The sequence below is a fragment of the Campylobacter iguaniorum genome (genome assembly GCF_000736415.1).
GTDB classification, from domain to species: domain Bacteria; phylum Campylobacterota; class Campylobacteria; order Campylobacterales; family Campylobacteraceae; genus Campylobacter; species Campylobacter iguaniorum.
This window is the reverse complement of the sequence record NZ_CP009043.1, coordinates 1,012,963-1,035,639: the sequence shown is the minus strand read 5'-3', so window position 1 is coordinate 1,035,639 and position 22,677 is coordinate 1,012,963. Positions and strand designations below refer to the sequence as shown.

The 22,677-nt window shown below is 36.1% G+C and carries 20 protein-coding genes; 7 read left to right on the top strand and 13 right to left on the bottom strand.

Annotated features, from left to right (window positions below; all coding sequences use genetic code 11):
• Window positions 1–293 precede the first annotated feature (293 nt).
• From CIG1485E_RS05120 to CIG1485E_RS05100, 5 genes are all read right to left on the bottom strand, one after another.
• Window positions 294–2,444 carry an autotransporter outer membrane beta-barrel domain-containing protein gene (locus CIG1485E_RS05120; protein WP_038454406.1) on the bottom strand — a complete coding sequence of 717 codons (2,151 nt, stop codon included), beginning with the start codon at window positions 2,442–2,444 and terminating at the stop codon, window positions 294–296.
• Window positions 2,445–2,638: 194 nt separating this feature from the next.
• Complete coding sequence (locus CIG1485E_RS05115) at window positions 2,639–3,280, bottom strand: methionine ABC transporter permease (protein ID WP_038454404.1); 642 nt, start codon at window positions 3,278–3,280, stop codon at window positions 2,639–2,641.
• A complete protein-coding gene (locus CIG1485E_RS05110; RefSeq protein WP_038454402.1) occupies window positions 3,277–4,245 on the bottom strand; it encodes a methionine ABC transporter ATP-binding protein in 969 nt (322 codons plus the stop codon). Before CIG1485E_RS05110 ends, CIG1485E_RS05115 begins: the two co-directional genes overlap by 4 nt.
• Before the next feature lie 13 nt (window positions 4,246–4,258).
• Window positions 4,259–4,441 (bottom strand): hypothetical protein, encoded by a 183-nt coding sequence (locus CIG1485E_RS09415; RefSeq protein ID WP_407637585.1) that lies wholly within the window; start codon window positions 4,439–4,441, stop codon window positions 4,259–4,261.
• Between the two features lie 242 nt (window positions 4,442–4,683).
• Complete coding sequence (locus CIG1485E_RS05100) at window positions 4,684–7,485, bottom strand: valine--tRNA ligase (protein WP_038454400.1); 2,802 nt, start codon at window positions 7,483–7,485, stop codon at window positions 4,684–4,686.
• 157 nt (window positions 7,486–7,642) lie between these two features.
• On the opposite strand from CIG1485E_RS05100, the gene fumC reads away from it, so the two are divergent.
• From fumC to CIG1485E_RS05065, 7 genes are all read left to right on the top strand, one after another.
• The gene (gene fumC / locus CIG1485E_RS05095; protein ID WP_038454398.1) at window positions 7,643–9,040 is read left to right on the top strand and encodes a class II fumarate hydratase; all 1,398 of its coding nucleotides are present in this window, start codon (window positions 7,643–7,645) and stop codon (window positions 9,038–9,040) included.
• A gap of 338 nt (window positions 9,041–9,378) precedes the next feature.
• Entirely contained in the window at window positions 9,379–10,011 is a 633-nt protein-coding gene (locus CIG1485E_RS05090) for a hypothetical protein (protein WP_038454396.1), read from the top strand.
• Between the two features lie 148 nt (window positions 10,012–10,159).
• Entirely contained in the window at window positions 10,160–10,654 is a 495-nt protein-coding gene (locus CIG1485E_RS05085; RefSeq protein WP_038454394.1) for a hypothetical protein, read from the top strand.
• Window positions 10,655–10,689: 35 nt separating this feature from the next.
• Window positions 10,690–11,085 carry an acyl-CoA thioesterase gene (locus tag CIG1485E_RS05080; protein ID WP_038454392.1) on the top strand — a complete coding sequence of 132 codons (396 nt, stop codon included), beginning with the start codon at window positions 10,690–10,692 and terminating at the stop codon, window positions 11,083–11,085.
• A 58-nt stretch (window positions 11,086–11,143) separates the two neighbouring features.
• A complete protein-coding gene (locus tag CIG1485E_RS05075; RefSeq protein WP_038454390.1) occupies window positions 11,144–13,180 on the top strand; it encodes an ATP-dependent helicase in 2,037 nt (678 codons plus the stop codon).
• 94 nt (window positions 13,181–13,274) lie between these two features.
• Window positions 13,275–14,807, top strand: coding sequence for a succinate CoA transferase (locus CIG1485E_RS05070; RefSeq protein ID WP_038454389.1), 1,533 nt, complete (start codon window positions 13,275–13,277; stop codon window positions 14,805–14,807).
• A gap of 138 nt (window positions 14,808–14,945) precedes the next feature.
• A complete protein-coding gene (locus CIG1485E_RS05065) occupies window positions 14,946–15,329 on the top strand; it encodes a rhodanese-like domain-containing protein (RefSeq protein WP_038454386.1) in 384 nt (127 codons plus the stop codon).
• Between the two features lie 24 nt (window positions 15,330–15,353).
• Here CIG1485E_RS05065 and htpG read toward each other — a convergent pair whose 3' ends face one another.
• The 8 genes from htpG to CIG1485E_RS05025 form a co-directional block, all read right to left on the bottom strand.
• Complete coding sequence (gene htpG, locus CIG1485E_RS05060; protein ID WP_038454384.1) at window positions 15,354–17,201, bottom strand: molecular chaperone HtpG; 1,848 nt, start codon at window positions 17,199–17,201, stop codon at window positions 15,354–15,356.
• Between the two features lie 95 nt (window positions 17,202–17,296).
• Complete coding sequence (gene crcB / locus CIG1485E_RS09350) at window positions 17,297–17,680, bottom strand: fluoride efflux transporter CrcB (RefSeq protein ID WP_081867139.1); 384 nt, start codon at window positions 17,678–17,680, stop codon at window positions 17,297–17,299.
• The gene (locus tag CIG1485E_RS05050; RefSeq protein ID WP_038454380.1) at window positions 17,677–18,357 is read right to left on the bottom strand and encodes a lysophospholipid acyltransferase family protein; all 681 of its coding nucleotides are present in this window, start codon (window positions 18,355–18,357) and stop codon (window positions 17,677–17,679) included. Before CIG1485E_RS05050 ends, crcB begins: the two co-directional genes overlap by 4 nt.
• Complete coding sequence (locus CIG1485E_RS05045) at window positions 18,341–19,525, bottom strand: SH3 domain-containing protein (RefSeq protein WP_051870931.1); 1,185 nt, start codon at window positions 19,523–19,525, stop codon at window positions 18,341–18,343. Before CIG1485E_RS05045 ends, CIG1485E_RS05050 begins: the two co-directional genes overlap by 17 nt.
• Window positions 19,519–20,184 (bottom strand): phosphoribosylformylglycinamidine synthase subunit PurQ, encoded by a 666-nt coding sequence (gene purQ / locus CIG1485E_RS05040; RefSeq protein ID WP_038454378.1) that lies wholly within the window; start codon window positions 20,182–20,184, stop codon window positions 19,519–19,521. The genes CIG1485E_RS05045 and purQ overlap by 7 nt, the downstream gene beginning before the upstream one ends.
• 2 nt (window positions 20,185–20,186) lie before the next feature.
• Window positions 20,187–20,417: a phosphoribosylformylglycinamidine synthase subunit PurS gene (gene purS / locus CIG1485E_RS05035; RefSeq protein WP_038454376.1), complete on the bottom strand. Its 231-nt coding sequence runs from the start codon at window positions 20,415–20,417 to the stop codon at window positions 20,187–20,189.
• A gap of 79 nt (window positions 20,418–20,496) precedes the next feature.
• Window positions 20,497–21,213, bottom strand: coding sequence for a phosphoribosylaminoimidazolesuccinocarboxamide synthase (purC, locus tag CIG1485E_RS05030; protein WP_038454374.1), 717 nt, complete (start codon window positions 21,211–21,213; stop codon window positions 20,497–20,499).
• A gap of 10 nt (window positions 21,214–21,223) precedes the next feature.
• Entirely contained in the window at window positions 21,224–22,516 is a 1,293-nt protein-coding gene (locus tag CIG1485E_RS05025) for a S41 family peptidase (protein WP_038454372.1), read from the bottom strand.
• Window positions 22,517–22,677: the final 161 nt, after the last annotated feature.

Here is a 22,677-nt window from a genome sequence, read left to right as displayed (position 1 = left end):
AATCTCTCAAATTTACATAGTGGATTTATTAACCTGTACGCAAGTGTAGCAACTTTTTTACAAATAAATTTAATCTTTTTCTCTTAAGGGACAGGGGAAAACTCTAAATTTGCATCCAAACAGTTTTCCCCTATCCCTTAAACCCCCAACCCCTTTCCCAGTTGGGGCTAACGCCTGTCTATTTAATGCAAATTCACTGCGTGAATTTGAGAGATTACCACAAATACTTCAGCAATCAAATTTAGAAGATAAATCATCTTCTAAATCTATAAATATTAAATGATTGTCAGTTATTACAACCTCCACTCAATCCCTACATTACCACTCACACCTTCTTTCTTACCGCTTAATCCTTTGATTCCTAGATCAAGAGTAAGTCTATCACTATTTGTAAGTGGTTTTAGTTTGATACCAGCTTCAATGCTCCCACTACTTCCTTGCATATCAGTAGGATCTATCTCATAGTTATAGCTTAGATTATATCCTTTTTGTTTAGCATCAAACTCATATTCATAAGCTGCCCCAGTATATAAAGTAGTACTCTCTTTTAGTTCATAATTATATCTAGCTCCAAGCTTAGCTATAAAAGAGTTAAATGTATCAAGCCTAAATTTATCATTAGTACTCATATCTACACTATCACTTCCTACTCTAGTATAATATAGCTTTGTATAGATATCTAAATTTGATCTATTATCAAGTTCTATTATATTACCCACTCCAAGAGATAATCCATAATAAGCTCTTTTAGAATCAAAGCTAGCACTTATCTTATTGCTACTATCTCCAAAATCATCACTTTTAAAATCACTCTTAACTTGACCAAATTTAATACTATTATCTATATAGAAGTTATTTACTAGATTAGTCTTACTCATAAGACCAAACCCGAAGTATGAGTTATCTCCACTTCCTTTTATATCTCCACTATCAAAGCTATTAAAGCTATCATACTTACCATATCCAGCTTCAAAGAATGCTGAATATATAAAGCTATCATTTGCTCTTTTACTAATAGTGGCTATTAGTCCTATCATATTAGAATCTACATAGCTTCCTGTATTACTTTTAATACTACTTGCTCCCATACTTCCACTACTAGCTTCACCAAAACCATTAAAGCTTAAAGAATTTATAGCATTTAACGCACTATCTACTTGCTCACTACTTGATACAGCACTTAGTGAGCTTGAGATTGCTCCTTCATTTATGGCTTTTTGTTTTTCGTTGGTTGATTTTTTAATTGTTGTGGCGACAATGCTTTTTACTCCATTAGTAGGATTGTCATCGTCATCAGTAGTAGAAAGCTCAAAATCATATACTTGTGAAATACCTTGCATAGCTGAAATATTATTTGTCATATTTGTAGGGGCTAGTATACCATTTAGATTACTTATTAGAGTTACTTTATCATCTACATTTAGTGCTGGAGTGCCACCATTCATTAATCCGACGCCGACTCTTGATTTAGACAAGTCTGTGCTTATTGTATCAGTAAGAGTTAAGATAGTATCATCAGCTTTTATATCGTTTGACAGGTAGAAATTCACAAACTCAAAGTTTTGTATATTTTTTACTTCTATGCTTTTACTATAGATATTTAGTTTGTTGCCTTTAGCTACGCTATCAAAGTTATCTTGGTAGGTTGATTTAATAGAATTAACAAAAGCATATCCGCCAGATATAGTTGTACTACCAGTAAAACTAGCATTTGAGAGAAGATTTACAGTGTTGTTTGTGGCGGTGGCTGTTCCAGTCTCAAAACTATTGGCATATCCTCCTCGTATTATATTTTCTTTAGTGGATTTTATATTTCCATTTATATTTACGGTGTTATATGAGGCATCGGCGTTGCCGATAGTATTTACCCAAGATGTGCCTCCTATTATACTATTGCTGAAAAATGTAGTATCAAGATCGGCATTTATATTTACTATGTTTGAGTTGGCTTTAGCATCGCCAAGATGGATTCTTACGCTACCTCCTTGGATTTCGAGATCGTTGCTTTTTATATTTCTATTTATATATAGTTTGTTTGAGCTAGCCTCGCCGCTAGAGTTACTAGTATAGACATTTCCACCTTGTATTTCAAGATATTTTGTAGTAGTAATGGAGCCATTTATATTCATTGTATTTGAGTTTGCTGTGGCAACATCATTGTAATAAGCATGACCAGCATGTAAGGAATTTATAACATTATTTGATATAGTGTCTTTTATGGTTAAGGTATTACCACTATCATCTGGCTTGTTCATAGGCTTAATATTATTGGCATTGCTACCATAAACATTGCCGTCATATAAGAAAGGGGGATTGCTATCAACTAATATTTTTAATCCTAAACCATCATCATATACATCTATCGAACTCCCCCCCCCCCAAGACGCTTGAGCGATGAAGCAAGAAGCTATGAGCGAGATTGCAATTTTGTTTGTATTTTTCAAATTTACTCCTTTTTGTTTTTAACCTTTAATTATATAGTTATAATATTTATAGATTGATTAAATTTATTGATAATAGTAAGAAAAATATTTAGATTTTAGTTTGTATAGAGTGGGATTTGCCATCGCAAAATTTGAGCTAAAGATTTTTTATCTTACAGATGAAAAATCAGCTCAAATTTGGAATATAAATCAATCTATTTTTTAGTAATCTTATATAGCAAATCGCCTGTGCTTTGGATGATTTGTACCATTACGATCAAAATAACAACCGTATAAGCCATGATATCTGGGCGGAAGCGTTGAAATCCGTATCTCATCGCCACATCTCCAAGCCCACCACCACCAACAGTGCCAGCCATAGCAGTAAATCCGATAACTACGATGAGAGTGAGAGTGACGGCGTTTATGATGCTTGGGAGAGCTTCGACGAACATAACTCTAAACAAAATTTGAAACCTGCTAGCTCCAAAGCTACGAGCCGCTTCGATGATACCGTAATCGACCTCGTTCATGGCGTTTTCGATTATTCTAGCGATGAACGGTGCTGAGCCAATAGTAAGTGGGACGATAGCTGCGCTGGTGCCGATACTCGTGCCTACTACAAATTTAGTAAAAGGAAAAAGCACGATGATAAGAATGATAAATGGGAAGCTTCTAAGCACATTTACGACTAAATCAAGTGATCCAAAGATTATTTTGTTTGGTTTAAGTCCGTTTGGTTTGGTAAGAACTAGGATTATGGCAAGACCAAGCCCTATGACAAAGGCTAAAAATGTCGATACAAAGGTCATATAAAGCGTATCAAGAGTGGCTTCTAGTAGAAGTTTTGGTATCATTTTTTATCCTTTACGATCTCGTATAATACGCCTGAGTTTTTGATAAACTCTTCGACCCTTGTCTCATCTTCTTCTTTGATGTTGATAACAAGGCTGCCAAGGACGTTTTTATCAAGGCGTTCAAGCTTGCCCCATACTATGTTGAAGTCCATATTTAGGCTTCTTGCCATGCTTGTGATGACTGTATCGAATGCGACTTTTGGAGGGAAAAATAGCTTTATATTTACTCCAGTTTGTGGCAAAATCTCCTCTTCGCCAAGGAATTTTTGCATATTTTTATCTGGTTTTAAAAATAGATCGATGATACTGCCTTGATTGGTTATGACGCCATTTTCAAGTAAAATCGCTCTACTTGCTATGCTTTTTACCACTTCCATTTCGTGCGTGACGATGACTATCGTGATGCCTAGAGTTTCGTTGATTTGGCGTAAAAGAGCTAGGATTTGGTTTGTTGTGTTTGGATCAAGGGCTGAAGTGGCTTCATCGCTGAGTAAAATTTTGGGCTTTAAGGCTAAGGCTCTGGCTATGGCGACGCGTTGTTTTTGACCGCCACTAAGCTCGCCAGGATAGGCGTTTGCTTTTTCTTTTAAACCGACAAGTTCAAGGAGCTCATTTACTCTTTTTTCTATATAATCTTTATCGTATTTCCAAAATCTAAGTGGCGTGGCGATGTTTTCAAAAACGCTCTTTCTACTCATCAAAGCAAAATGCTGAAATATCATACCGATATCTTTTCTAAACTCTCTTAGCTCGTTTTCTTTTAGCTCGCAAACTTCTTTGCCATCTACTTTTAAGCTGCCACTTTGGTAACTTTCAAGTCCGTTTATGCAACGAAGCAGTGTGCTTTTACCCGCTCCACTGTGTCCGACGATAGCAAAAATCTCACCATCATTTATGGTGGCACTTACATCATTTATGATAAGACTTTTGCCGTAATATTTTTTTAAATTTGAGATTTGTATCAATACAAGTTCCTTTTTATGGGTGTAGCACCGCGTATCCGTCAAGCTGCTTTAGCACAACTTCTCTTGGAGCTGCTTTGACTGTTTTTACACCATCAACAAGCCAAGCTTCTTCTATGCCGCCTCTTTTCATAGCGCCTTGACAAGCTACGACTCTTATGTTTGGCATAGCGACTAATGTTTTTATTTTTTCTTGCATAGCTAGATCTTTTTTTTGATTTACTAGCAAATATCTCAACAGCACTTCCACCTAGAACAAGCTCAATATCAGCTTTTTCATCTTTTTGAAGTGTTTTTTGAAGTCCGCTAGTGATAGTAAAAGCACTATCAAATTTAACTTTATCAGCTAAAAAAATAACTACATTTATATCTTTTGCAGACATTGTAGCGACAAAAACCAGCCCAACTAAAATCAAACGAATGAAGTTCATATTTAATCCTTTAATTAAATTCACCAAGAGTTTTTAACTCGCTTACTACTTTTTCAAATTTAGCCTTCGCAGTTGCTAGGCCTTCGCGGTTTGTAGCTAGGACTTGCTCTGGTGCGTTTGCGACGAATTTTTCATTTCCAAGCATATTTTCTAGTTTTAAAATCTCTTTTTCAAGCTTTATTTTTTGGCTAGTTAGACGAGCAATGATAGCAGTCGTATCCACGCCAGCAAGTGGCACGAAGCTTTCTAGATTTTCGCTCACATCGCGCGCTGAGTTTGGCACTATATCGCTCACAAACTCGATTTCTTCGCATTTGGCAAGTAGTTTGATATAGTTTATCGCCTCGCTTAGATCGCAAGACGCTTTTACATAAGCTTTGCTTATTTTTGAATTACCAAGCTCGATTGTGGCTTTTGCACGGCGAATGCTTACTATTGCTTCTATGACAAGGTTGAATAAATTTACTATTTGCTCATCTTCTTTGCCTTGTTTTGGGTATGGCATTATCATGATTGATTTGCTGTTTTCTAGGCAAGTGCTGCTTAGCTCGTGGTATAAAAACTCGCTGATGAATGGCATAAATGGACTTAGTAGTTTCATGCTTTCTTTAAATATCATTCCAAGCTCTGGAATGCTTGATTTATCGGCTTTGCTAAGCTCAATTCCCCAGTCACAAAATTCATCCCAAAGGAATTTATATAGCTCATTTGCGGCGTCGTTAAATCTATATGCGTCTAAATTTTCTCTTACTGAATTTACGCAAGTTTTAAATCGGCTAAGCATGTATAAACCAAGCTTTGAGCCGATTTTACTCTCATCAAGGTCATTAAATTTATCTGCATTTAGAAGCAGGAATTTACTAGCATTGTAAAGCTTGTTTGTGAAGTTTCTTACTAGCACCATTTTTTCTTCGCTTAGTCTGATGTCACGACCTTGCACGCAAAGAAGAGTTACTGTAAAACGCAAAATATCAGCTGAATACTCATCGATTTTGGTTAATGGATCGACCACGTTTCCGCTACTTTTGCTCATTTTTTTGCCGTCTTTGTCTTTGACAAGTGCGTGAAGATAGATATCTTTAAACGGAAGCTCGCTTAGAGCGTTTTCGCTTTGAAACATCATTCTTGCAACCCAGAAAAATAGTATATCAAAGCCAGTTATCAGCATTGTATTTGGGTAGAAATCTTTTAGGTCGTTTTCAAACCATTTTTTATTTTTAAGTGCGTCGCCATTGCCCCAGCCAAGAGTACTCATCGGCCAAAGTCCAGAGCTAAACCAAGTATCAAGCACATCAGGATCTTGGGTAAATTTAGTGCTACCACATTTTGGACAAGACGCTGGCTTCTCGCACTCATCTGCCCACTCATGCCCACACTCGCAGTAAAATACTGGGATTTGGTGTCCCCACCATAGTTGGCGGCTAATACACCAGTCTTTTAGCTCTCTCATCCACGCATTGAAGCTATTTATCCAGTGGGCTGGGTAGAATTTAGCCCCGCCTTCATTGACTTTAGCTATGGCAGTATCAGCGATAGAGGATTTGACAAACCATTGTTTTGAAATGTATGGTTCGACTATATTTTTGCAGCGATAGCAATACCCAACTTGGTTTTCGTAGTCTTCGATTTTTTCTATGAAGCCAAGCTCATCAAGTCTTGCTACTACTTTATCTCTAGCTTCTAATCTCTCCAAGCCCTTAAACTCGCCACATTCGCCATTTAATATGCCTTTTTCATCAAAAACTGTGATAAACTCAAGATTGTGAGCGTTGCCGACTTCGTAGTCGTTTGTATCGTGAGCTGGAGTGACTTTAACCACGCCAGTACCAAAGCCCATATCAACGTGCTCATCGGCGATGATCTCTATTTTACGATTTATGATAGGAAGCTCGACAAATTTACCCACTAAATCCTTGTATCTTTCATCGTTTGGATTTACCATAACAGCAGTATCGCCAAAGTAGGTCTCAGGACGCGTAGTCGCTACTATCACATAACGGCTTGTCTTACACTGCATCTGAGATAAATTCTCACTTGTGCTGCACTGCGACGCACCATTAGTGCGACTCATTCGCACGGCGTTCGAATTTACCACATCTACAGCACGATACTTCGCCTTATCATTTTGGTTATCAAATTTGGCAAATTCATCGCAAGATACTTCAGCTAAATTTTCTACATTGCTGTTACCTAGAATTTTATATTTTATATAGTATAGTTTGCCTTTATTTGCCTTATGTTCGACTTCTACATCACTTAATGCACCATCATGCGTACACCAATTAACCATATAATTTCCGCGTACTATCAAGCCTTTATTGTATAAGTTTACAAAGGCTTTTCTTACAGCGTTTTTAAGCCCTTCATCCATAGTGAAACGCTCTCTACTCCAAGCTGGAGTGATACCAAGGCGGCGCATTTGATGGACTATTGTTCCGCCACTTTTTTCTTTCCATTCCCAAGTTTTTTTAAGAAACTCATCACGCCCTAGCTCTTCTTTAGTGATTCCCTTAGCTAAAAGTTGCTTTTCTACGACGTTTTGAGTGGCGATACCAGCGTGATCAAGTCCTGGCTGCCATAGTGTTTTAAATCCGTCCATTCTTTTATAACGAGTCATTATATCTTGCAAAGTAAAAGTAAGCGAATGCCCTATATGAAGCACTCCAGTTACATTTGGTGGTGGCATCATGATACAAAAGTTTTTGCCATTTTGGGCTATTTCTTTGTTGCCGTCTATCTCAAAATACCCACGCTCTTCCCAGATTTTATAAAATTTTTCTTCGATTTCTTTTGCGTTATAAAAATCAGCCATTAAATTTCCTTATTTGATTAAAAAATGCTAGATTTTATCTAAATTTAGCTTAATAAATTGTATAGCAAATTTTGTGATTTAATTTTATAAATTTAAATTATATTTATAAATTTAAATGATATAATCACCCAATTTATTTTTTTGAAAGGAAACACATATGGAATTTCGTATAGAAAAAGATACTATGGGCGAGATAAAAGTCCCAAACAATAAGTATTGGGGTGCTCAAACTGAAAGAAGTTTAGAAAACTTCAAAATCGGCAAAGGCACTATGCCAAGCGAAGTTATAGAGGGTTTTGCTCATCTTAAAAAAGCGTGTGCAATCGTAAATAATAAACTTGGCAGACTTGATGATGCTAAAACAAACGCTATCAAACAAGCTTGCGATGATATACTAAGTGGCAAACTAGACGGCAACTTCCCGTTAGTAGTATGGCAAACAGGTAGTGGTACTCAATCAAATATGAACCTAAATGAAGTTATCGCAAACCGCTCTACAGAGATACTTGGCGAGGATTTCAGAGTAAAAAAACTAGTCCACCCAAATGACGATGTAAACAAAGGTCAAAGCTCAAACGATACTTATCCAACTGCGATGAGAATTGCTTTTGTTTTAGAGCTTCAAAAACAACTTTTCCCAGCTATTGATAAGTTTTTAGCTACACTTGAAGCAAAAGCAAATGAGTTTAAAAGCATAGTAAAAATCGGTAGAACTCACTTGCAAGACGCTACTCCACTTACTCTAGGTCAAGAGTTTAGCGGATATGCTCATATGCTTAAAGCTAGCAAAGCTCAAGTTTTGGCTGCTATGCCATTCTTAGAAGAGCTTGCAATTGGCGGAACTGCTGTAGGAACTGGACTAAACTCTCACCCAGATTTCAGCCCTATGGTAAGTGAAGTTTTAAATGAGCAAACAAAAACTGAGTTCAAATTTAAATCTCATCCAAATAAATTCCACGGCTTAACAAGCCACGATGCAGAGGTATTTTTGAGCGGTGCGTTAAATGGCTTAGCAGCAAATTTAATGAAAATCGCAAATGATGTAAGATGGCTAGCAAGTGGTCCAAGATGTGGAATCGGCGAGATAAATATCCCTGAAAACGAGCCAGGAAGCTCTATCATGCCAGGTAAAGTCAATCCTACTCAATGCGAAGCTGTGACAATGGTAGCAGTCCAAGTCATGGGAAATCACGTAAGCGTGGCAATGGCAGCTAGCCAAGGCAACTTCGAGCTAAACGTATTTAAGCCAGTTCTTACTCACAACTTGCTTGAAAGTATCCGCTTGCTAAGCGATGCAATGGTAAGTTTTAATGATAATTGCGCTGTAGGTATCACAGCAAATGAAGCAAAAATCAGCAAACTTCTTCACGAAAGTCTTATGCTAGTAACTGCATTAAATCCACATATCGGATACGAAAATGCAGCTAAAATAGCAAAAACAGCACACAAACACGGAACAACTCTAAAAGAAGAGGCTATAAACTTGGGTCTTCTTACTTCTGAGCAATTCGATGAATGGGTTGTACCTGAAAACATGACTTCACCTAAAAAATAATCCATTCAAACGCGTTTAACGTGGCTTTAAAGCTGCGTTAAACACGCTTTAAATTTACTTCTAAATTCAGATCAATCTTATTTATTTCCACTTTTTTAAATTTGTTTTATAAACTCTATTTAAATGCTTTTAAACAATACTTAAATTTATTTCAAATTTTCATTTATAATTTGTATTATTAAGACTATTTTAATAGTATATTTTTTATGTTACTTTTAGTAGCACGAATCTCCATTTTTTCGGACTTTTTGCTTTGTTTAAGCCGTTTTTTTTTTTTGAAATATAATAAATTTTGGTGCGTCAAAGGACGTATCAAAATTTATTTTAAAAGGATTTCTATGGCAAACATAGCAAAATTTGGAGCTAAAGTTCTTCTAGTGAGCGCTTTAGCAAGTAGTGCAGCACTGGCTGAGGGAGCATTTGTTGGTTTAGAAGGTGGTTTTAACCAAAGCAAAGTAAGTTTAGATAGCGAACTAAGTGATACATTTAGCGATCCAAAAGACGGTGCATTTGAATTTGGTCTTAAAGCTGGTCAAGATTTTGGTAGCTTTAGAGTTTGGGGTGGATACTCTTATAGAACTAAAGCTAGCGAAGATTATTCATTTGCAGGACCTGGTGGAAACATCGATGTAGAAATGAGCTGGAAATCTCATAACTTCCTAGTTGGCGCTGATTATACTCCATCTATTACTGAAAGCTTCAAAGCAGTTCTTGGTGCTTATACTGGTTTAGCTATAACAAAAGCAGAGATTAAAGGAAATGGTAAAGTGCTAGGATATGATTTCTCAGAAAATGGCTCTGAAACAAGTGCCGGTGCTGTAGTAGGTGTAAGACTTGGTGGAATTTATGAAATTGACAAAAGCAATGAGATTGAATTTGGTGTAAAAAGCGATTATACAAAAACAGGTATTGACGGAATCGACAAAGCAACAAGTTATGGTGCTTATGTAGGCTATAACTACAAATTCTAATATTATCCACAGGTTGCTTTGTGACCTGTGGGTTTTGCTACTTCTATAACTTAAAATTTGGCTGAGTTTGCTTAGCCAAATTTATACATAAATTCACAAATAATTAGCTAAAATACTCTAAATTTAAATATCAATAAAAGGATTTGTCTTGAAAAAAATGGGTTTTATTGCAAAAATATTTTTTATTTGCATGTTAGCAAATAGCGTACTTGGAGCCGATCAAGTGAGTAAATTTAGTTTGCAAGATGCGTTAAATAGTAAATTTGCCAAAAATGGCTTTGACAAAGATATCACATTTAAGTTTGGCAGTGGATATGCTGGAGAGACATTTAGTGGTGATAAATTCAAAAAAACAACCAGTAGAAGCTTTAGTAGCGATGAAATGCAAAGCTATGACGTGCTAACTGGCGAAGTCAAAACGATATCCAAAGATAATGAAAAATCAAGCCTAGAAAAATCATGTCAATACGCACTAATAGCTTGCCTAAAAGTGGCCCAAAAAAGAGCAAAAAGTCTTGGTTATACAAAAATCGTAAATATAAAAACGTATTTTAAAGATGAAGTTTTAGATAGCAAGAGCGAGTTTATTTGCGGACATAGAAAGGTCAAAAATGTTGGCATTAGTTATGACTATGCTAAATAAGTCTAAGTGATAAATTTCCAATACAAAGGTCAAATTTGAAAGAATTTATATATAAATTTAGTATCACCAATGAAGCCATCGATCTAAACGGACACGTAAATAACGCGTTTTATCTTAAATTTATGCAAGATGCCGCAGAGGCTCACTCAGAGCAAGTCGGCGATACGTTTGAGTCTCAGTTTACAAACGGCTTTACATGGGTCGTCAGAAGAAATGAGATAGATTATTTGGGTCAGCTATTTTTGGGCGATGAAGTGGAGATAAAAACTTGGGTAGAACAAGAAAAAAAGGCGAGTAGCAAAAGATATTTTGAGTTTGTAAAGGCTGGAAAAATCGTCGCAAAAGCCATAACGACTTATGTTTATTTTGATATACAAAATCAACGTCCAGTAGCAATTCCACCAGAAATAGCTAAGCTTTACGAGGACTAACTTATCATAAATTTATCCAAAAAAAGCTATAATTTTGCCTTTTTAAAAGGATAAATTTATGCCACTTTCAAAACTAAATCAAGAGCAATATGCAGCCGCCACAGCTCCAGCTGGTAAAAATCTAGTTATCGCAAGTGCGGGCACTGGCAAGACTAGTACGATAGTCGCTCGCATAGCTCATCTTTTAAATCTTGGCATAAAACCTGAAAAAATCCTACTTTTAACATTTACTAATAAAGCTGGCGCTGAGATGGTTGAGCGCTTATCCCGTCATTTTAGCTCCAAAATCATCTCCAAAATCACAGCTGGCACATTTCATTCAGTTAGCAATTCGCTTTTAAAAAAGCTTGAAAAAGGCGTCATTTTAAAGCAACCAAGTGAGCTAAAAACTTTGCTCAAAAGCCTTGTCGAAAGGCGTCAATTTCACCGTATAGCTGAGGTGAAAGCTTATAGTGGGGCTTATCTTTATGATGTTTATTCGCTTTTTTGCAACTCATGCGTGAAGGGTGAGAATTTCGCTGATTGGTTTAGCGTAAATTATGAAGATCAAGCAGTTTACGCTGAAATTTACGAAGATATTTTGCGTGAATTTGAAGAGCAAAAGGCAAGGTTTAATTACGCTGATTTTAATGATTTGCTTATCAAAATGAGAAATGAGCTAAAAAAAGGCGCGCCTGTGTATTTCGATGAAATTCTAGTTGATGAGTATCAAGACACGAACTCGCTTCAAGGCTCACTCATTGACGCTTTTAATACAAAAAGTCTATTTTGTGTGGGGGATTTTGACCAAAGTATTTATGCGTTTAATGGCGCAAATATCGATATAATTGGTGGTTTTGGCTTGAGATATGAAGGCGCTCAAATTTACACTCTAAACACCAATTATAGAAGTAGTGCTAAAATCTTAGCCCTTGCAAACAAGGTAATCTCAAACAATCCAAGACTCTATCCAAAACAGCTTACAGTAAGCAGAGAAGGGAGCTTCAAAGCCCCAAATTTGCTGATTTACGAAGAGCTTTTTAATCAGTATGAAAACATAGCCGAAGCTATTGAAATTTCGCCATATAAAAAGGATGATATAGCTGTGATTTTTCGCAACAACTCAAGTGCAGATGGGCTTGAAATGGCGTTTCGCGAGCATGGAATAGCTTGCAAAAGAAAGGGCGGGGTGAGCTTTTTTGAGGCGCGTGAGATAAAGGCACTGATCGATCTAATCGGGATTTATGTCAATCCAAAAGATATAATGGCGTTTATTCATATTTTTGAGTATGCTAGAGGCATGGGAAATGCGGCTGCTAAGGAGATTTTTGATACACTTTTGAGTCTTGGAGATAAAAATATCGTGTGTGGGCTTTTGAAACCAGACCACGGAGTGCAAGTTTATGAGCGAAAAAAGAAAAACTATCAGCTTGGACTTTTTGATGATTTTGATGAGTTTAGGGACTCTGCGAGATTCAAAAATCTTGGATTTAGCGATGAATTTATGGCTAATCCAGTTCTAAACTACTCAAATTTGAATGAATTTGGAGCTACTTTTTTATATGAAATTCATAATCTTTTGGCTCAAATTTATGGCAATAATAGCTCACAAGAGGTCTTAAACGCTGTGATTAGCTCAAAGATTTATGGCATTATAGTTGATTTTTTGGCGACCAAAAGAGCGACTTTGAAAAATGGAAATGTCGATGAAGAGCAAAAAAAAGAGGCAAAAGAGCGGATTTATGCTAAAGCTAGAGTGCTTTTTGAGATGAGTAAAAAGCACAAAGAGTGTGATAATTTTTATAACTTTCTAACCCTTGGCAGAACTGAAATGAGCGAAGGCGAGGGCGTAAATTTGCTCACAGTTCATGCGAGTAAAGGGCTTGAGTTTGGTCAAGTTTTTGTAGTAGATCTCGCACAAAATCGCTTTCCAAATTTAAAACTTATGGGAATGGGCGGGAGTCTTGAAGAAGAAAGAAGACTGTTTTATGTCGCAGTGACAAGGGCTAAAGATGAGCTGTATCTAAGCTATGCTAAGTATGATAAAATCAGAAAAGTCGATTACAAGCCAAGCTGTTTTTTGGAAGAGGCTGGAATGGTAAGGAAATTTATATAAATTTATGCTTAAAATATTATATTAGCAATATTTACATAAGAAAAATTACAAAAAGTTTGTTTATAATCAAATCACTAAAGTTTAAAGGATAAAAATGATAGACAATACCATTAGTGATACTAGTCGCATAAAAGATGCTAGATTTTTGACTAAACTTATCAAGGCTGATGAGGCTGCTGCGCTTATAAGTCATGGATCTACTGTGGGTTTTAGCGGATTTGTTGGTGCTGGAAGCCCACTTTACGTGCCTTTAGCAATAGCCAACAAAGCCCAGAATATGCACGAGCAAGGAAAAGAATATCAAATAAATGTATTTTCTGGAGCTAGCACCGATGTGGATTTAGACGGAGCTTTGGCAAAAGCTGAGGCTGTGGCGTTTAGAACTCCTTTTAACACTGATCCAAATATGAGAGCAGCTATAAACTCTGGAGCTACAAGATACGTCGATGTTCACCTCTCAAGCTTGGCTTGGCAAGTAGAAGCTGGGTATTTTGGTAACATGGATTTTGCAGTTATTGAAATTTCTGGCATTACTGAAAATGGGGAGCTTATCCCGACCACTTCAGTGGGCAACAATCAATCATGGCTGAATTACGCTGATAAAATCATACTTGAGCTAAATATCCACCAACCAAAAGAGCTTGATGGCTTCCATGATGTCTATCATCAGCCACTTCCTCCGCACCGTGAGCCAATCCCTATAAAAACGCCAAGAGACCGCGTGGGAAGTCCTTATATGAAAGTTGATTTTAATAAAGTCGTCGGAGTGGTTTTAAGCTCAACAGAAGATAGGCTAAATAAATTTACACCACTTGATGAGATTTCTATCGCGATTGGTGACAATGTCGTTAAATTTTTGGAGAATGAAGTTGAGGCTGGACGACTTCCAAAAGGCAAGCTTCTACCACTTCAAAGCGGTATAGGAAACGTCGCAAATGCTGTACTTGCTGGACTTACAAAAGCTGGATATAAAGGTCTTGAGTGCTACTCTGAGGTCATCCAAGATGGTATGCTAGAGCTTATCAAACACGGAACTGTGGATTTTGCTTCGGCTTCAGCTCTTTCACTTAGCCCAAGCGCTGTTGAGGAGTTTAGAAAAAATGTTGATTTTTATAAAGAACATATAGTTTTACGCCCTCAAGAGATATCAAATAGCCCAGAAGCGATTCGCCGTTTAGGCGTCATAGCGATGAACGGAATGCTTGAAGCTGATATTTATGGAAACGTGAATTCAACAAATGTCATGGGAACAAATATGATGAATGGCATTGGTGGAAGTGGAGATTTTGCTAGAAATGGCTATCTTTCGCTATTTCTAACTCCGTCTATGGCTAAAGGTGGGGCGATTTCTGCTATTGTGCCTTTTGTGAGCCATTTGGATCACACAGAACACGATAGTATGGTCATCGTGACTGAGTATGGGTTCGCTGATTTGCGTGGTCTTAGCCCAAAAGAGCGTGCTAAAAAAATGATAGCTATCGCTCATCCTGATTTTAGAGATATGCTTCAAGATTATTTTGATAGAGCGTGTGAGCAGCCAAAAGCGGGGCATACGCCTCATCTTTTAGATGAAGCTCTTAGCTGGCATAGTCGCTTCAAAAAAACTGGAACAATGAAAAAAGACTAAAAACTACGTAACCCAAATTTGATATAAATTTGGGTTATTTGCTCTTAAATTTACTTTAAATTTTACCAAATATCACTTAAATATCATTATTAACTTTTATATGCTAATCTTCCCACTATTTTAATTCAAAGGGAAAATATGAAAAAGATTTTACTTGTTTTGGCGGTTTTGTGCGTGCAAATGTTTGCTAAATTTGAGACAATTGAGGTGAATAGTGAGATTTTAAACGATCCAAATATCCAAATAGTAGATGTAAGAACTCCAGCTGAATGGGCTGAAACTGGCGTGATAAATGGAGCAATTTTGGTAACTTATAGAAACGCTGATGGAAGTATAAATAGTGATTTTGTAAATGAGGTAAAAAGCAAAATTGATACAAATAAAAAAGTTGGAATAATTTGTAGAAGTGGCGCAAGAAGCAAAGCAGCTTCAGCTTTGCTGAGTGATGCTGGCGTTGAAAATGTCATAAATTTAGGTGGTGGAATGAATAAAGTCAAAAATCTACCAACCGTAAAACCATAAATTTAGGGAGTTAAACTCCCTTTTTTATAATGCTTTTATCATTATATTTGTAAGCTTTTTAGCAAACTCAGTTGGGTTTTCTACTGGAATGCCTTCGCTGATTTTTGCCATATTTAGTAGTAAATTTGATATGTCATTTACCATTAGCTCATTTGCTTCAAGTTTTGTGAATATCTGATGATTTGGGTTTATTTCAAGTATCGGCTTCACGCTTGGGGCTTCCTGACCCATTTGTTTAAACATCATTTGCATAGCGTAGTCTGGATCATTTTTGTCATAGATAAGGCAAGCTGCTGAGTCGCTTAGTCTGTTTGAGAGTTTGACATCTTTGACCTCGTCTTTTAGAGCTTCTTTTATCTTAACAATTAGTCCAGCGTGGGCTGTTTCATCGATCTTTTCATCATTTTTTATCTCGTCATTTATATCTGAGTTGTTTATGGCTTTGATAGGGGTTTTGTCAAATTCATAAACCATAGGCATTACGATAGTATCGATCTCTTCATCGCAGATTAGGACTTCTATGCCTTGTTTTTTGAAACTTTCTAGGAGTGGTGAGTTTCTTAGCATAGCTTCGTTTTTGCCGCTTATATAGTAGATTGACTTTTGGTCTTTTTGCATATTTGCTTTGTATTCTTTTAGGCTTATGAAGCCATCTTTTAAGCTAGATTTAAATAAACACAAATTCAAAAGTTCGTCTTTATTTGCGCTAAATCCATAAAGTCCCTCTTTTAAAACTTTGCCAAATAGTGAGTAGAACTTCATATATTTTTCTCTATCATTATTTAGCATTTTTTCAAGTTCGGTTAGGATTTTTTTGACACTTTGGTCTTTTACTGTTGCTAGAATGCGGTTTTCTTGAAGTATCTCACGGCTCACATTTAGCGGCAGATCCTCTACGTCCATCACGCCACGAACAAATCTAAGATATGGTGGCAATAGCTCTTTTGCATCATCAGTGATAAATACTCTTTTGACATATAATTTCACGCCGCTTTGATAATCCACGCGAAATAGGTCAAATGGCTCGACGCTTGGGACATAAAATAGTGTTGTGTATTCTATCTTGCCCTCTGCTTTTGTGTGTATGTGGAAAAGCGGATCGCTACTATCGTGGCTGATTTGTTTGTAAAACTCGTTGTAGTCGCTATCTTTTAGACTTGATTTTGGAAGTCTCCAAAGGGCTGAGGCTTTATTAATTTGAGAGTTTTTGATTTCGTTATGACCCTCTTTTTCGCCTTCTTTTGGCTCTATCCATTCATTTTTATACATAAAAATAGGGTATGGAATGTGGTTTGAGTATTTTTTGACTATACTTTCGATACGAAAATCATCATTAAACTCATCGTCACTTAGATGAAGCACGATATCGGTACCAAAACCATCTTTACTTGCCTCTTCTATATCATAGCTTTTTGCGTCACTGCTCCATTTATAGGCTTTGTCGCTTAGAGCTTTGCGGCTGATGACGTCTATTTTATTTGCTACCATAAATGCAGAGTAAAATCCAACGCCAAATTGTCCAATTAGCGAACTATCTTTTTTCGCATCGCCACTCATTGAGCTTAAAAAGCCCTTTGTTCCACTTCTTGCGATTGTTCCAAGATTATTTATAAGGTCGTTTTCATCCATGCCAATACCGGTATCGCTGATGGTTAGGGTTTTTGCATCTTTGTTGATTGATAGCGAGATTTTTGGTGTGTAGTTTATACTTTTGTATTTTTCATCAGTTAAACAAAGGTAGTTTAGCTTGTCTAATGCGTCGCTTGCGTTTGAGATAAGCTCACGCAAAAATATCTCTTTATTTGAGTATAAAGAGTGAATCATTAAATTTAGTAAGTCATTTACTTCGGTTTGAAATTCGTGTTTTACCATATTAGTTCTCCTAAAATTTTTGGCAAATTATATCATAGAGTGCTAATATTGTCAATATAAATTTAGAAAACTTGATAATAATACTATCAAGTTTATCAAAATATAAATTTGGCTAAATTTGCTCCGATATAGCAAAATATGATACATAAAACTACATTTAAAAAGATATTCAAAAACGCATTCAAAAAATTTCCAGAGTTTAAAAGTAGCATATTTTCGTATGTAAAAGTGGAAAATGTAGTAAGCCCACCAAGTATTCCAGTGACTAAAAATGATTTTAAATTTGGATTTAGTGGCAGGGATGAAGCAAGACTTAGGATAAAACCTATCAAAAACCCACCAAGCACATTTACAAAAAGTGTGCCAAGCGGAAATGCTAAATTTGGAAATATTTTTGCTACAAGGGCGTTAGATAAGGCTCTCAAAACAGCCCCGATAAATCCGCCACTTCCTATGCAAATAATACTTATAAGGCTCATAAATTTTGATCTAGTAACTCTTGCATTTTAGCTCTAGTGTTTTCAAGCCAGTTTTCGTCAGTGGTATCAATCATATCGAGATAGAAAATCTTTAGAGTTTTGCCAATATTAGCTGAGAAGTTTTTAGTGTCTAATATGTCTTTTGAGCCGATTATGAGAACTGGTTGGACTTTTAAGTTTAGCTTTGAAACCATGATTTTAGCGCCACTTTGAAACTTCAAAAGCTTATCGCCTCTGCCTCTGGTACCTTCTGGAAACATAGCTACAACTCTGTCATTTTCTACTCTATCTTTGACATCTTTTATGAGTTTTGTGATGGCTCTTGGGTTGCTTCTATCTAGTGGGATCATTTTTGGTAGTGAAAGGATTTTGCCAAGAATAGGGATAGAGCCTATCTCTTTTTTGGCGATCCAAGCTAAATTTGCAGGGTGTATATCCTCAAGAACCACTATATCAAGCATACTTTGGTGATTTATGATGAGTAAATTTGCCTCTCTATTAGGCTTGCCAAAGACCTCTATTTTATATCCCATAACCACTTTTTGAAGCTTCGCCCAAGCTCTTCTTATGGCTCTATTTTGTTTGTTGAAAATAGCCATGAGTAAAACGACTATAGCTATGCTTAAGATTAGCTCTATGGCAATAAGAACTGCTATTAATTTATTTAATATTTTCATTTTTTACCCAACCGATTTTTTTATCTGATAAAATAATCTTTGTATAAGTGTCATTTTTTGACATTATTTTGACTTTTTGTGATGCTTTGGATACATAAAATATAGTCGAATTTGGTGTCGGAAGAATCCTGACTTCTGAGTTTATCTCAAGCATTCCATCGCTAAATGGCTTACTATCATAAAAAGTATATCCGCCAAAAGCTATGGCTAAAACTAGCGAATAATAGCTTCTTTTAAATATAAAAAATAGCAAGAAAATTGCTATCAAAGCATATATGCTTATATCTTTATATAGCTCAAACTCGCTCTCTTTTGGGTTTAAATTTACCTGAGTGCTTAGGTCGTCTATTTCTACTTTGACTGGGAGCTTGAAGCTCTCAAATTTAGAACTTTTGAGATTAAAATAGCTAAACTCTATCTCTTTTACATCAGTGTCAGCGATGATAAAATAATTACCATTTTGGCTTAAATAATCGCCTTTTATAGACTCAATACCTTGTTTTTTAAACTCTTTTGGTATCGCAAATGAGTTAAGATTTCCGTTTTTTGTTTCTAATTCTATGGTTATTAAGTTGCTTAAATCATCAAATTTAGAGCTTTTGATCTTTTTTACATCAAGAGCGTCTGCTACAACAAAACTAAAATTTGGATCAAATTTGAGATTTTTTATCAAAGGAAGCTTTGGTTTTATGCTGGCATCTTGAAAAAAAGCTCCATTTCTATTTAGAGTAAGAGTTAGTTTATCTATGCTCGCATTTGTGTTATTTGCTTCAAACCACAATGTGGTTTCATAAATGCCTTTTTTTATCTCATTCCAGTTTGGCTTTGGATTTAGCCATGTTATGCCGTCTAAATTCGCAGTCAAATTTAGGTCAAAATTTAGATTTTGTTCGGTGTCTGCTTTGAGATTTATGCTAAAAGTTTGGTAGACATAGACAGATCTTGGAGTTTTTGATGTTTGTAATTTTAGTTCGTTTAGCTCGACTTGTTGATAAATCTCTTTATTATCTCTTAAATAGTCTGGCTCATCAGTTGGGGCTATTTTCCCAATTTCTCCAGCTGTTATCTGTCTTTTAGGCTCAGGAGTGCTTTGGTTGCCAAATACACTTACTTCTTGCTGAGCGATTAGAGAGCTAATAAAAAATATGAATAAGAGAAGTTTTAGCAAATCAAACCTTCTAGCATTTTTAATCCATCAACGCTTCCAAGTAGTGGCTCTATGGCGCGTTCAGGGTGTGGCATAAGTCCAAAAACGTTTTTGTTTTTGTTGCAAATTCCAGCGATACAATCGACTGAGCCGTTTGCATTTGATAGATTTCCAAGCTCATCGCAGTATTTTAAGATAACTTGGTCATTGTCATATAGCTTTTTGAGCGTATCAGCGTCAGTGTAGTAGTTGCCCTCGCCATGAGCGATAGGGATATCGACTATATCGTTATTATTTAGTTTTGATAAGAATTTATTGTTGTTTGAGATGACTTTTAGATGATGAAATTTGCTTATGAAGCTCATATTTTCATTTCTTCTCATAGCACCTTCTAACAGACCGGTTTCTAAAAGCATTTGAAAACCGTTGCAGATACCTAGTACCAAGCCACCTTTATCAGCGTGGGCTTTGACAGCGTTCATAGCTGGACTAAATTTAGCAATAGCTGCAGTTCTTAGATAATCTCCATAGCTAAAACCGCCAGGCAAGACTATAAGATCAGCGTTTATAGTGGTATCTTTGTGCCAGATAACTTCAGTTTGGCAGCCTAGTTTATCAAAAGCGTATTTTGTATCTCTTTCGCAGTTTGTTCCAGGGAAATTTACGATAGCTACTTTCATTTTTAGCCTTTTATGATTTCATAATCTTCTATAACTGTATTAGCAAGTAGTTCTTCGCACATTGTTTTGATATCTTCATCGCTTGAATTATCTGATAAATTTAAGATGATTTGTTTGCCGATTCTTACTCCATTTACTCCGCTAAAACCAAGAGATTTTAAAGCGTGTTCTGTAGCTTTACCAGCAGGATCCAAAACGCCATTTTTTAAAAAAACATTTACTGTAACTTTCATTTCTAGCCTTTATTGTTGTTTTAAATTTAAAAATCAAGAGTTAAATTTGCCCGAAAAAGGGCAAATTTATTAAGTAAATTTACTCAGATAGAATGCGGCGAAGAACCTCTTCATAAGCCATTTTTACATTGCCAAGATCTTGTCTGAATCTATCTTTGTCCATTTTTTCATTTGTTTTAGCATCCCAAAAACGGCAGCTATCTGGGCTAATCTCGTCAGCAAGAAGTATATTTCCATCTTTATCCACGCCAAATTCGATTTTGAAATCAACTAGTTTTAGGCCTTTGTTTGCAAAAAAGCTAAATAATATAGAGTTGATTTCGCGTCCAAGATGTTTTAGTCTATCAAGGTCGTTTTCGCTTTTTACAAGATCCATCATCAAGCAGTGCTCATCATTTACAAGTGGATCGCCAAGCGCATCATCTTTGTAGTAAAACTCAACTAAAGTAAATGGTAAAACTGTTCCTTCTTTGATACCAAGTCTTTTGCTAAGGCTTCCTGTAGCGATGTTTCTCACGACCACTTCTAATGGTATGATTTTGCATTTTTTGACTAGTTGTTCTGTGTCGCTTAGAGTTTCGACAAGTGCAGTTTGGATACCTTTTTCTTTTAGAAGTTTGAATATTGCAGTTGAGATTTTGTTATTTAGTGCGCCTTTGCCACTCTCACTGCCTCTTTTTTCTGCGTTAAATGCTGTTAAATCATCTTTAAATTCAGCTATCAGCAAGTCGCTATCTTCAGCGACTGACCACATTTTTTTACCTTTTCCCTCATAAATCATCTCTGATTTTGTCATAATCTTCTCCTTATCTAATGTTTAGAATTTTTATACTATCAATTGCAGTTTTTAACTGAATATCATCATAAATTTGTTGTTGTGAAATTATATTTTTATCGTCTTTAGTCTCTTTTTTGCCATTTTTTGGCTCTATTTTATCAAGTTCGCTCTCTAAATGTTGTTTTAAATCGCTTTCTTTTAGACTAAATCCATTATCATCTTCACTAGGAACTTTTCCAGGATATACCAAAATATCTGGTTTTACTCCGACTGCTTGGATAGTGCGTCCGCTTGGGAGATAATACCTTGCTACAGTAAGTCTTAGAGCCTCAGTATTGTCTACTGGCATAACCATTTGAACGCTTCCTTTGCCAAATGTATTTTCTCCGACTACAACAGCTCTTTTAAGATCTTGCAAGGCTCCGCTCACGATCTCGCTCGCACTCGCACTTCCGCCATTTATCAGCACTGCTAATGAAGCTTTTGTTACCATGACTTTTGGATCTGCATTATAGGCTTCATCTTCGCCTTTTGTGCGACCCTTTTGGGTTACGATGGCACCTTTATCTACAAATAAATTTGTTAAGCCAACTGCTTGATTTAGAAGTCCGCCAGGGTTGTTTCTAAGATCTAGTATGATGCCTTTTACATTTGGATTTTTCTTGATAAACTCTCTAGCTTTGTCTGTTACGTGCTGATCGAATGTAGTAACTCTAAGATAGAGCATATTTTCATCTTTTATCAGCTTTGCTTGGACTGATTCTACTGTGATAAGATCTCTTATGATGTTTAGATCAAATGGCTTTTTTTCGCCTTTTCTGACAATTGTTATGCTGACTGGAGTTTTTGGTTTTCCACGCATTTTATTTACTGCTTCATCTATCGTGATGCCGATAGTTGAGTTGCCATCTATTCTTAATATGACATCTCCGGCTTTTACTCCAGCTTTATAAGCTGGCGTGTCATCGATAGGAGATATGACAGTCAGAGCACCATCTTTCATGCCTACTGTTATTCCAAGTCCACCAAACTCGCCGCTTGTTTGGACTTGCATATCTTTAAACGCTTTTTCATCTAAAAAGCTAGAATGTGCGTCTAAATTTGTCATAAGTCCAGCTATGGTTTTATCGACTATGGTGGTGAAATTTATATCATCGACATAGTATTTTTCGACGATTGCTATTGTTTTTGTGAGTTTTGCTAACGCTTCAAGTTTGCTAGTTTGTGTATCTGTTTGGGCGTTTAAATTTACTGTGGCAAATAGGCCTATTGCTACAGCAGTAGAAAATCCAAACGCTTGAAAAAAGCTCTTTTTTTTCAAAATCTACTCCAATGTTTTTAAGTTTTCAATTTTACTTAATACGACCTAAATTTAAAGTAAAAATTGGTTATTTTTTGCGTTTTTGCTCTAATCTGGCTAAATTTGATCTCTGTAAAATTAGCACTTATATAAAATGATTGCTAATTTTATATTATAACCTT

What these genes read in the sequence shown, in the direction of transcription:
- purQ (WP_038454378.1), bottom strand. Translation starts at nt 20,184, where the DNA reads ATGAAAGTAGCTATCGTAAATTTCCCTGGAACAAACTGCGAAAGAGAT.
- htpG (WP_038454384.1), bottom strand. Translation starts at nt 17,201, where the DNA reads ATGGTAAAACACGAATTTCAAACCGAAGTAAATGACTTACTAAATTTA.
- CIG1485E_RS05090 (WP_038454396.1), top strand. Translation starts at nt 9,379, where the DNA reads ATGGCAAACATAGCAAAATTTGGAGCTAAAGTTCTTCTAGTGAGCGCT.
- crcB (WP_081867139.1), bottom strand. Translation starts at nt 17,680, where the DNA reads ATGAGCCTTATAAGTATTATTTGCATAGGAAGTGGCGGATTTATCGGG.
- CIG1485E_RS05075 (WP_038454390.1), top strand. Translation starts at nt 11,144, where the DNA reads ATGCCACTTTCAAAACTAAATCAAGAGCAATATGCAGCCGCCACAGCT.
- CIG1485E_RS05100 (WP_038454400.1), bottom strand. Translation starts at nt 7,485, where the DNA reads ATGGCTGATTTTTATAACGCAAAAGAAATCGAAGAAAAATTTTATAAA.
- CIG1485E_RS09415 (WP_407637585.1), bottom strand. Translation starts at nt 4,441, where the DNA reads ATGCAAGAAAAAATAAAAACATTAGTCGCTATGCCAAACATAAGAGTC.
- CIG1485E_RS05050 (WP_038454380.1), bottom strand. Translation starts at nt 18,357, where the DNA reads ATGAAAATATTAAATAAATTAATAGCAGTTCTTATTGCCATAGAGCTA.
- CIG1485E_RS05065 (WP_038454386.1), top strand. Translation starts at nt 14,946, where the DNA reads ATGAAAAAGATTTTACTTGTTTTGGCGGTTTTGTGCGTGCAAATGTTT.
- purS (WP_038454376.1), bottom strand. Translation starts at nt 20,417, where the DNA reads ATGAAAGTTACAGTAAATGTTTTTTTAAAAAATGGCGTTTTGGATCCT.
- CIG1485E_RS05115 (WP_038454404.1), bottom strand. Translation starts at nt 3,280, where the DNA reads ATGATACCAAAACTTCTACTAGAAGCCACTCTTGATACGCTTTATATG.
- fumC (WP_038454398.1), top strand. Translation starts at nt 7,643, where the DNA reads ATGGAATTTCGTATAGAAAAAGATACTATGGGCGAGATAAAAGTCCCA.
- CIG1485E_RS05070 (WP_038454389.1), top strand. Translation starts at nt 13,275, where the DNA reads ATGATAGACAATACCATTAGTGATACTAGTCGCATAAAAGATGCTAGA.
- purC (WP_038454374.1), bottom strand. Translation starts at nt 21,213, where the DNA reads ATGACAAAATCAGAGATGATTTATGAGGGAAAAGGTAAAAAAATGTGG.